Source organism: Nocardioides hankookensis, assembly GCF_042658885.1.
GTDB lineage: Bacteria > Actinomycetota > Actinomycetes > Propionibacteriales > Nocardioidaceae > Nocardioides > Nocardioides hankookensis.
This window is the reverse complement of record NZ_JBHSRJ010000004.1, coordinates 1,626,572-1,636,765: the sequence shown is the minus strand read 5'-3', so window position 1 is coordinate 1,636,765 and position 10,194 is coordinate 1,626,572. Positions and strand designations below refer to the sequence as shown.

10 protein-coding genes and 1 rRNA gene are annotated in these 10,194 nt (G+C 73.4%); 10 read left to right on the top strand and 1 reads right to left on the bottom strand.

The window, feature by feature from the left end:
* Nucleotides 1–66: ribosomal RNA gene (rrf, locus tag ACFPYL_RS24315) — 5S ribosomal RNA — on the top strand; the annotation flags it as partial.
* Between the two features lie 162 nt (nucleotides 67–228).
* On the top strand, nucleotides 229–588 hold the full coding sequence (locus tag ACFPYL_RS14440) for a single-stranded DNA-binding protein (RefSeq protein ID WP_379155380.1): 360 nt from the start codon (nucleotides 229–231) through the stop codon (nucleotides 586–588).
* On the opposite strand, the gene ACFPYL_RS14435 is transcribed toward ACFPYL_RS14440, so the two are convergent.
* Nucleotides 548–1,684 (bottom strand): DUF1015 family protein, encoded by a 1,137-nt coding sequence (locus tag ACFPYL_RS14435; RefSeq protein WP_379155378.1) that lies wholly within the window; start codon nucleotides 1,682–1,684, stop codon nucleotides 548–550. The genes ACFPYL_RS14440 and ACFPYL_RS14435 overlap by 41 nt on opposite strands.
* A gap of 47 nt (nucleotides 1,685–1,731) precedes the next feature.
* On the opposite strand from ACFPYL_RS14435, the gene ACFPYL_RS14430 reads away from it, so the two are divergent.
* Genes ACFPYL_RS14430 through ACFPYL_RS14395 form a run of 8 tightly spaced genes read left to right on the top strand, consistent with a single transcriptional unit; the run spans nucleotide 1,732 to nucleotide 10,187 of the window.
* Nucleotides 1,732–2,733: an HAD-IIA family hydrolase gene (locus ACFPYL_RS14430; RefSeq protein ID WP_379155376.1), complete on the top strand. Its 1,002-nt coding sequence runs from the start codon at nucleotides 1,732–1,734 to the stop codon at nucleotides 2,731–2,733.
* A 10-nt stretch (nucleotides 2,734–2,743) separates the two neighbouring features.
* Nucleotides 2,744–2,932 carry a hypothetical protein gene (locus tag ACFPYL_RS14425; RefSeq protein ID WP_379155373.1) on the top strand — a complete coding sequence of 63 codons (189 nt, stop codon included), beginning with the start codon at nucleotides 2,744–2,746 and terminating at the stop codon, nucleotides 2,930–2,932.
* Nucleotides 2,933–2,934: 2 nt separating this feature from the next.
* Complete coding sequence (locus ACFPYL_RS14420; RefSeq protein ID WP_379155370.1) at nucleotides 2,935–3,774, top strand: TlyA family RNA methyltransferase; 840 nt, start codon at nucleotides 2,935–2,937, stop codon at nucleotides 3,772–3,774.
* Nucleotides 3,771–4,745, top strand: coding sequence for an NAD kinase (locus ACFPYL_RS14415; RefSeq protein WP_379155367.1), 975 nt, complete (start codon nucleotides 3,771–3,773; stop codon nucleotides 4,743–4,745). Before ACFPYL_RS14420 ends, ACFPYL_RS14415 begins: the two co-directional genes overlap by 4 nt.
* Nucleotides 4,738–6,429 carry a DNA repair protein RecN gene (recN, locus tag ACFPYL_RS14410; protein WP_379155364.1) on the top strand — a complete coding sequence of 564 codons (1,692 nt, stop codon included), beginning with the start codon at nucleotides 4,738–4,740 and terminating at the stop codon, nucleotides 6,427–6,429. Before ACFPYL_RS14415 ends, recN begins: the two co-directional genes overlap by 8 nt.
* Nucleotides 6,430–6,475: 46 nt before the next feature.
* The gene (gene steA / locus ACFPYL_RS14405; protein ID WP_379155361.1) at nucleotides 6,476–7,639 is read left to right on the top strand and encodes a putative cytokinetic ring protein SteA; all 1,164 of its coding nucleotides are present in this window, start codon (nucleotides 6,476–6,478) and stop codon (nucleotides 7,637–7,639) included.
* A complete protein-coding gene (locus tag ACFPYL_RS14400) occupies nucleotides 7,636–8,490 on the top strand; it encodes a copper transporter (RefSeq protein WP_379155358.1) in 855 nt (284 codons plus the stop codon). Before steA ends, ACFPYL_RS14400 begins: the two co-directional genes overlap by 4 nt.
* 11 nt (nucleotides 8,491–8,501) lie before the next feature.
* Nucleotides 8,502–10,187: a CTP synthase gene (locus ACFPYL_RS14395; protein ID WP_379155356.1), complete on the top strand. Its 1,686-nt coding sequence runs from the start codon at nucleotides 8,502–8,504 to the stop codon at nucleotides 10,185–10,187.
* Nucleotides 10,188–10,194: the final 7 nt, after the last annotated feature.

Sequence of the window (10,194 nt, the reverse complement as noted above, 5' to 3'; positions counted from 1 at the left end):
GTTAAGCCTTTCAGCGCCGATGGTACTGCAACCGAGAGGTTGTGGGAGAGTAGGACGCCGCCGGACATTCTTTCGAACAGGGCCACCCCTTCTGGGGTGGCCCTGTTTCGCATTTCGGGCCAGTTTTCGTGCACAGGCCGGCCCGTGACGGGGCTTTCCACCGATGCTCCCCAGATCTGGCGCCGTTGTCGGTGCCGCTCGGGATCGTCGTCGGTGGAGGTGATGTGCATGCCAGCACAGCAGAAGAACGAAGCCGCGATCGATGCCGCGGTGAACGAGGTCCGGCTGGTCGGACGGGTCTCACAGGCACCGGAGGAACGGGTGCTGCCCAGTGGCGACGTCCTGTGGACCTTCCGGGTCGTCGTCCAGCGGGCGGGCGCCTCGGGTCGGACCTCGGTCGACGCGCTCGAGTGCGCGGCGTGGAGCGCTCGGGCCCGCCGCTCGGTGGCGTCGTGGCAGGCCGGCGACGTGGTCGAGGTGTCAGGCGCGATGCGCCGTCGGTTCTTCCGGACCGGCGGTGGTGCGGCGTCCCGGGTGGAGGTCGAGGTCAGCCGCGGTCGGTTGGTTCGTCGCGCAGGGAGCGGATGAGCACTCCGACGCTCGGCTTCGGCTGGAAGGAGGTCGCCTTCTCGGGGAGCAGGCGTCCGTGCTCGGCGGCATGCAGGACATCGACGACGTCGGGGACCGGCATCAGGATCGCGAGTCCTCGGCGCCGGGCGACCGCGCTCAGTGCCTCGTCGACCGAGTGTGCATAGCGCGGCTCGTGTCCCGCGGTCGGGAGCACCGGCAGCACGTCCTGGTGCAGGACCTCGACCGTGAGCCGGTCGTCGGTGCGCGGCAGCGAGATGGTCGCCCAGTGGTGACCGTCCGTCGCCACGACCGTGGTGGGGGCCAGGGCCGCGACCGCTTCCTGGGGTCCTGCCACCGGTCGCACGGCATCGCCGAGCGGCTCGAGGTCACGCAGGGAGACACCGTGGAGCACGCGGTGGATCGCGCCGAGGAAGAGTGGCGTATCCTCCAGGTCGACGAGCATCGCGAGCCCGGCATCGGTGGCCGGCGCGAGCTCGAGGTGGTCGGCCCGAAGCCGGCCGTACGCGGCGTAGCGGTGGTGGCCGTCAGCGATCAGTGCGCGGGTCTCGATGAGCCCCGCCTCGATCGCGGCGAGCGCGTCGGCGTCACGGATCGCCCAGATCCGGTGGTACTGCCCGGACCGGTCGGTGAACTGGTGGTCGGAAGGTCGCTGGCGGAGCTCGCGGAGGCGGGTCCGCAGGTCCGGCGACGCCCGGTGCGTGAGGAGGATCGGTGCGGGGTTCATGGCCATCTCGGCCATCCGGTCGGCCAGCTCGGCGGCCTGGGCGGTGTGGACGCCCTCGTGCGGGAAGACGGCCACCTCGTCGCGGGTCCGCGCCTCCCGGGTCAGGTCGAGTGCACCGACCAGCCCGCGAATGGTGATCCCTGAGGTCGTGTACTCGTGGAGGTAGAGGGCGGGCGCGGTGTCCTGCGAGACCTGCCCGGACCGCCGCCAGGCGGCGAAGCGGGCCGCGACATCGCTGTACGGGCGGGCGAACGAACGGGCCGAGGCCTGCGCCCCGATCCGGTTGGGCGCGAGCATCAGGGCCCGGAACGGTTCCAGGCGGAGCGGCCGGGTCACCAGGGTGGGGGTGGCCACGACGCCGGAGTCCATCGAAGCATCGTAGGGTGCGGCCACACCCGCGACCCGGAGGAGGCACCGTGCTCGGCACGTCGGAGGAGCCGCTGTGTCGTGGCTACGACCTCGCGATGCTGGACCTGGACGGCGTGGTCTACATCAGTGGGGACGCCGTCCCTGGTGCAGCCGAGCACCTGGCGTCGGCGCGCGCGGAGGGGATGCGGCTCGCGTTCATCACCAACAACGCCGCGCGCCCACCCGAGACCGTGGCCTCCCACCTGCGCGAGCTCGGGGTCGAGGCCCAGGTCGAGGACGTCGTGACGTCGGCGCAGGCGGCGGCGCGGCTGCTGCTGGACCGCTTCGGGGCCGGCGCCCGGGTGGTGTGCCTCGGCGCCGACGGGCTCGAGGAGGCCCTGCGGTCCGAGGGCCTGGACCCGGTGGGTGTCGAGGACGAGGCGGTGGCGGTCGCGACGGGCTACGGGCCCGAGGTGCGATGGAACGCGATCATGCGGGCCGCGGTGCGGATCCGCGACGGGCTGCCGTGGGTCGCGAGCAACACCGACCACACCATCCCGACCGCGTTCGGGGTGGCCCCAGGGCACGGGGTGCAGGTCGCGATGCTGCGTGACTTCACCGGCGTCGAGCCCCTGGTGGCCGGGAAGCCCGAGCGTCCGCTGCTGGACGAGACGATCCGGCGGGTGGGCGGCCAGAGACCGCTGATGGTGGGCGACCGGCTCGACACCGACATCGAGGGCGCACGGCGCGCGGACCTCGACTCGCTGCTCGTGCTGACAGGCGTGACCGGGTTGGCGGAGCTGGTGGCGGCGCAGGAGGAGGTGCGTCCGACGTACGTCGCACCCGACCTCGCCGGCCTGCTGGAAGCTCAGGAAGCCCCGACCACCGAGCACGGCGAGCAGCGCCTGGGCGGCTGGCGGGGGACCGTGGCGGACGGGCGGCTCCAGGTGGACGGGGACGGCCCCGTCGGCGACTGGTGGCGGGTGGTCGCGGCGACCGCGTGGCAGCACCTCGACGACACCGGTGAACCGGTGGACCTGGGGGCCGTCACCCCGCCTTCCGCGGGGTAGCCTCGGGCGCATGAGTGAGACCGACCAGCCGGAGCCCGAGCGCGTACGCACCGGGGTCGACGGCGTCGACGACGTGATCCGGGCCGTCGAGGAGCTCGAGGAGCGTCCGCTCGAGGAGCACGTCGGCGTGTTCGAGGCGGCGCACACCGAGCTGCGCCGGGCGCTCGACAACACCGACGCCCCGACCGACCCCGCCTGACCGTGCCCCCGCGACGTCTCCGCCTGGACGCCGAGCTGGTACGCCGCGGCCTCGCCCGCTCGCGTGAGCACGCGAGCGAGCTGATCGCCCAGGGGCGGGTGAAGGTGGGCGGTGCGCCGGCCGCGAAGCCGGCGACCGGGGTGACCACCGACGTCGCGATCGTGGTGAGCGATGACCCTGACCGTCCCGACTACGCGTCGCGCGGCGGTCACAAGCTGGCGGGCGCGTTGGCGGCGTTCGAGCCGCAGGGGTTCGTGGTGACCGGGCGCCGCTGCCTGGACGCCGGCGCCTCGACGGGCGGGTTCACGGACGTGTTGCTGCTGCACGGTGCGGCCCAGGTGGTCGCGGTGGACGTCGGCTACGGCCAGCTGGTCTGGCGCCTCCAGCAGGACGAGCGCGTCGTCGTGCACGACCGCACCAACGTCCGCGAGCTCACGCCGGAGCTGATCGGCGGCCCGGTGGACGTGGTCGTGGGGGACCTGTCCTTCATCTCGCTGGAGCTGGTGCTGGACGCGCTGCTCGGGGTGTGTGCGCCCGACGCGGACCTCGCGCTGATGGTGAAGCCGCAGTTCGAGATCGGCAAGGAGCGGCTCGGCAAGGGCGGCGTGGTGCGCGACCCGGAGCAGCGCGCCGAGACGGTCGTGGCGGTCGCCGCGGGGGCCGCTCGCCGCGGGTGGGGTGCGCGGAGCGTGGCGACCAGCCCGCTGCCCGGGCCGTCCGGGAACGTCGAGTTCTTCCTGTGGCTCCGGCGTGGATCACCGGAGCTCTCCGACGACGACATCCACAGCGCCGTGGTGGGAGCCGACCCTCTGGGGGTCGCGGGTGAGAAGGTGGATCCGTGACCACGAGCAGCGAAGCGACGAAGGGCGCGGCGGACGACCGCCGGGTCCTGCTCGTCGCGCACACCGGGCGCGACGACGCCCGGGAGGTCGCGCGTGCCTTCACCAAGGCGCTGAGCACCCACGGCATCGTGGTGCGCCTGCTCGCCTCGGAGGCCAAGGACCTCGGCCTCGAGCCGGGTGGTGAGGGCGTCGAGCTCGCGCCCACGACCGATCCCAGTGGCGACTGCGAGCTGGTGCTGGTGATCGGTGGCGACGGCACGATCCTGCGAGCCGCCGAGCTGGTCCACGGCACGCTCACCCCGGTGCTCGGCGTCAACCTCGGCCACGTGGGATTCCTGGCGGAGGCGGAGTACGACGACCTCGAGTCGACGATCGACGCGGTCGTCCACCGGCGCTACACGGCCGAGGAGCGGCTGACGCTCGACGTGTCGGTGCACCGCGACGGCGAGGTGATCGCCCGGACGTTCGCGCTCAACGAGGCGAGCGTCGAGAAGGCGGCGCGCGAGCGGATGCTCGAGGTGGTCGTCGAGATCGACGGCCGGCCGCTCTCGCGGTGGGGCTGCGACGGCGTGGTCTGCGCGACGCCGACCGGCTCCACGGCGTACAACTTCAGCGCGGGCGGGCCGATCGTCTGGCCGGGCGTCGAGGCGCTGCTGATGGTGCCGATCAGCGCCCACGCCCTCTTCGCGCGCCCGCTGGTGGCGGCGCCTACCTCGGTGCTGGCCGTCGAGGTCCTGGCGCGCACCGACGGCGCCGGGGTGCTGTGGGCCGACGGGCGTCGCGCGTTCGACCTGCCGCCGGGCGCCCGGATCGAGGTGCGACGAGGTGCGATGCCGGTGCGGCTCGTCCGGCTGCACGAGGCGCCGTTCACCGACCGGCTGGTCGCCAAGTTCGGGCTGCCGGTCGAGGGCTGGCGTGGCTCGACCGAACGACGCCACCGGCTGGCCCAGGACGGGGCGAGCGATGCTTGAGGAGATCCGGATCTCCTCGCTCGGGGTGATCGAGTCGTCCACGCTCGAGCTCGGACCCGGCCTCACCGTGATCACCGGTGAGACCGGCGCCGGCAAGACCATGATCGTGACGGCGCTCGGGCTCCTGCTCGGCGGGCGTGCCGACACGGGCGCGGTGCGGACCGGTGCCAAGACCGCCCGCGTCGAGGGAGTCGTGCGCGTCGACGGGCTGGCCGCCTTCGGCGCGGCCGTCGAGGAGGTCGGCGGCGAGGTCGAGGACGACCGCGTCGTCCTGGCGCGCAACGTGTCGGCCGAGGGGCGGTCCCGAGCCTTCGTCGGCGGCGCCTCGGTCCCGGTGACGGCGCTCGCGCAGGTGGCGGAGCCGCTGGTCGCTGTGCACGGCCAGTCCGATCAGCACCGGCTGCTCCAGGCCCGGGCCCAGCGCGAGGCGCTCGACAGCTTCGGCGGCGCGCCGCTGGCCGGGCTGCTCGCGACGTACGCCGACCTGCACCGCAGGCTCGAGGCGACCGAGGCCGAGCTGGCGGAGGTCGTCGCCACCGCGCGGGAGCGGGCCCAGGAGGCGGACCTGCTGCGCTTCGGGCTGGGCGAGATCGAGGCGGTCTCGCCGGAGCCGGGGGAGGACGCCACCCTGGCTGCCGACGAGACCCGGCTGGGCTTCGCCGACACCCTGCGCACGGCGGCAGAGTCCGCGCGTGAGGCGCTGTCGAGCGAGGACGGCCACCCCGACGCCCTCACCACGGCGTACGCCGCGCGTTCGGCGCTCGACGGCGTGCGCGAGCACGACCCCGAGGCCGGCGAGCTCGCGGACCGGCTCGCCGAGCTGACCTACCTGCTCTCCGACCTCGCGGCCGACGTCGCGTCGTACGCGACCCGGATCGAGACCGATCCGGCCCGGTTGGCTGCGGTGTCCGAGCGACGGGCGGCGCTGACGGCGCTGACCCGCAAGTACGGCGACACCGTCGACGAGGTGCTGGCCTGGGCCGAGCGGTCCGCGACCAGGCTGCTGAGCCTCGACAACACCGACGAGCGGATCGAGGAGCTGCGGGCGGCGAGCGAGGTGCTGCACCGCGAGCGCGCCGAGGCTGCCGCGGCCCTGTCCGCGGCCCGCGCCGAGGCCGCCGGCAGGCTCGGCGAGGAAGTGACCGCCGAGCTCGCCCTGCTGGCGATGCCGCACGCCCGGTTCACCGTGGACGTGCGCCCGGCCGACCGGTTCACCTCGACCGGCGCGGACGAGATCGAGCTGATGCTCGCCGCCAACACCGGCTCCGACCCCCGCCCGCTCAACAAGGGTGCGTCCGGGGGCGAGCTCTCGCGGGTGATGCTCGCGATCGAGGTCGCGCTGGCAGGCACCAGCCCGGTCCCGACCTTCGTCTTCGACGAGGTGGACGCCGGCGTCGGTGGCGCCGCCGCCGTCGAGGTCGGGCGCCGGCTCGCGCAGCTGGCCCGTACCGCCCAGGTCCTGGTGGTGACGCACCTCCCGCAGGTCGCGGCGTACGCCGACCGTCACGTCGTGGTCGAGAAGGCGTCCGACGGCTCGATCACCAGCTCCGGCCTCACCGTCCTCGACGACAGCGAGCGCGAGCGGGAGCTCTCCCGGATGCTGGCGGGCATGGCGGAGTCCGACACCGGGCTGGCACACGCCCGCGAGCTGCTCGAGGTGGCACAGGAGGCGCGCCGAGCCTGAACGGGTGCCGAGATCGGCCCCCGTGGTTTGGCACCATGGCCGGGTCATGCGGTCATCTGTTCAGAAGCGTCCTGTTGAGGCACCACCCGGGACGATCGGGACCGCGCGGGTCGAACGGCGCAGCCGCGACCTGGTCGCGCGCCTGCGCCCGGGGGACATCGCGGTGGTCGACCACCTCGACATGGACCGGCACACCGCGCAGGCGCTGGTGGATGCGGGCGTCGTTGCGGTCGTCGACGCGGTCGCGATCATCTCGGGTCGCTATCCGAACCTCGGCCCGCAGCTCCTCGCGGACGCGGGCGTCGAGATCGTCGACGGTGTCGGTCCGGCTGCCCTCGGCGCCATCTCCGACGGTGCGGCGATCCGGCTCCACGACGGCGTCGTCCTCGTCGACGACGTCGAGGTGGCCCGGGGCCGGGTACTCGACGCCGAGTCGGTGGCCGCGGAGATGGAGCGCGCCCGCGCCGGGCTGGCGACCCAGCTCGCCGGGTTGACGCACAACAGCACGGAGCTCCTGCGTCGCGAGCAGGACGTGCTGCTGCACGGGATCGGGGTGCCCCGCCTCGCGACCCGGATCGCCGGCCGACCGGTCGTGGTGGTCGCGGGCGACTATGACCAAGACCATGAGCTGGCTGGGGTCCGGGTGTTCCTGCGCGAGCAGCGGCCCGTCGTCATCGCCGTGGGTACGGCGGCGGACGCGCTGCGGCGGACCGGCGTACGCGTCGACGTCGTCGTGCTGGACGCCGACGACGAGCTGCCGTCCGCAGCGTCGCTGCGTGCCGCGCGTGACGTCGTGGTCCGCCTCGATCGGGGGAGCTCGCCCGCGATTCTCGGGCAGCTGGACCGTCTGGGGGTCCGGCCCGTCCTGATCGAGTCGGCTGTCGCCGCCGCCGACGCGGCCCTGGTCGTCGCCGATGCCGCCGACCCGTCCGTCATCGTCGCCGTCGGCCTGCGCGGCACGCTCGCCGAGCTGCTCGACAGCCAACGCACGGGCGTGGCCAGCGCCTTCCTGACGCGGCTGAAGGTGGGGCCGCGCCTGGTCGACGGCGCCGCCGTACCGCTCCTCTACTCGGGCCGGGTGCGGCCCTGGCACCTGCTGGTGGTGATGGTCGCCGGCCTGGTCGCCCTCGCGGCCGCCATCTCCGTGACCCCGGTCGGCCACGACTGGGCCTCCGACCTCTACGACATCGCTACAGGACTGTTCTCGTGATCTCCTACCGACACCACATCGTGTCGCTCGTCGCCGTCTTCCTCGCCCTCGCCGTGGGCGTCGTGCTCGGCGGCGGGCCGCTCAGCGACCTCGGCCGCGACGACCGCGCGGCGGCCGCGACCACCGAGCCCGTCCAGGAGGCGCAGCGCAGTGCCGACTTCGGCGACGAGTTCGCGACGGCGTCCGCGGCCACGCTGTACGGCGGGCGCCTGGCCGACCACCCCGTCACCGTCGTGACGATGCCCGGCGCCGATGCGGACACCACGGCGGCGCTCACGGCCCAGGTCGGGGCGGCCGGTGGCGCGGTCGCGGCGACGTACGCCGTCCAGCCGGCGCTCACCGAGCCCGGGCAGAAGTCGCTCGTGGACACGCTGGGCAGCCAGCTGATGACGCAGCTGAAGGACGTGGCCGACACCGACGCCCCGACGTACCAGCGGCTCGGCGAGCTGCTCGCCCTCGCGGCGACCGGGGAGGGGACCGACGCCGCCACCGTGCGGGAGAGCCTCGCGGGCGCGGACCTGGTCGACGCGTCCAAGCAGGCGGCGCCTGGCGCCGTGGTGCTCGTCGTCCTCGGCGACCACGTCGACCCGGCCATCCTCCAGGGGGTGACGACCGGCCTCGCCGCCAAGGCGACGGGCGTGGTGGTCGCCGGCGACACCGACGCGGGAGCCTCCGGGGGCGACCTGGTCGCGCTGCGCGCCGACCCTGCGGCCGAGGCCGTCGGGACCGTCGACGGGGCCGACACGGCCCTGGGCCAGGTGACGGCGACGCTGGCCCTGATCCGGTCGCTGACCAATCCGGGCGGCTCCTTCGGTGCGTCGGGTTCGGCGGGAGCGGTCCCCCTGACGTAGCATGGAGTTCCGTGAACAACGGGACGCCCACGAAGCATGTTTTTGTCACCGGAGGCGTCGCCTCCTCCCTCGGGAAGGGCCTGACGGCGTCCAGCCTCGGCCGGCTTCTCCGCTCGCGCGGTCTGCGCGTGACGATGCAGAAGCTCGACCCCTACCTCAACGTCGACCCGGGGACGATGAACCCGTTCCAGCACGGCGAGGTCTTCGTGACCAACGACGGCGCCGAGACCGACCTGGACATCGGCCACTACGAGCGGTTCCTCGACACCGACCTCGGCCAGATCGCCAACGTCACCACGGGGCAGGTCTACTCCAGCGTGATCGCCAAGGAGCGCCGCGGCGACTACCTCGGCGACACCGTCCAGGTGATCCCGCACATCACCAACGAGATCAAGGACCGCATCCTGGCCATGGGCGGCCCCGACGTGGACGTGGTCATCACCGAGGTCGGCGGCACCGTCGGCGACATCGAGTCGCTGCCGTTCCTCGAGGCCGCGCGCCAGGTGCGCCACGACATCGGCCGCGGGAACGTCTTCTTCCTGCACGTCTCGCTGGTGCCCTACATCGGGCCGTCGGGGGAGCTGAAGACCAAGCCCACGCAGCACTCCGTCGCCGCCCTGCGCCAGGTCGGCATCCAGCCGGACGCCGTCGTCTGCCGCGCCGACCGCGAGCTCCCGGAGTCGATCAAGCGCAAGATCTCGCTGATGTGCGACGTCGACCAGGAGGCCGTCGTCACCGCCGCGGACGCCCCGTCGATCTACGACATCCCGAAGGTGCTGCACCGCGAGGGCCTGGACGCCTACGTCGTACGCCGCCTGGACCTGCCCTTCCGCGACGTCGACTGGACGGTCTGGGACGACCTGCTCCGCCGCGTGCACCACCCCAAGGAGGAGGTCACCGTCGCGCTGGTCGGCAAGTACATCGACCTGCCGGACGCCTACCTCTCGGTCGGCGAGGCGCTGCGTGCCGGCGGCTTCGCCCACGAGGCCAAGGTCAACATCCGCTGGATCGCCTCCGACGAGTGCGAGACGCCCCAGGGCGCGGCGCGGCACCTGCACGACGTCGACGCGATCTGCGTGCCCGGCGGCTTCGGCATCCGCGGCCTCGAGGGCAAGCTCGGCGCGCTGACCTACGCGCGCACCCACGGCATCCCCACGCTGGGCCTGTGCCTGGGGCTCCAGTGCATGGTGATCGAGTACGCCCGCACCGAGCTCGGCCTGGAGAAGGCCGGCTCGACCGAGTTCGACCCGGACACCCCGGAGCCGGTGATCGCGACGATGGCCGAGCAGCTCGACTTCGTCGAGGGCGCGGGCGACCTGGGCGGCACGATGCGTCTCGGTCTCTACCCGGCCGCCCTCAAGGAGGGCACGATCGCGCGGGAGGTGTACGGCGACGCGCTGATCGAGGAGCGGCACCGGCACCGCTACGAGGTCAACAACAGCTACCGCGACCAGCTCGAGGAGGCCGGCCTGGTCTTCTCCGGCACCTCGCCGGACGACAACCTGGTCGAGTTCGTCGAGCTGCCCCGCGAGGTGCACCCGTACTACGTGTCCACCCAGGCGCACCCCGAGCTGCGCTCGCGCCCGACCCGTCCGCACCCGCTCTTCAAGGGGCTGGTCGGCGCGGCCATCGCGCGGCAGAAGGAGCTCAGGTTCCCGATCGACGAGAGCCTGCTGCACCGCGCGGACGAGGACTGAGCGCCGA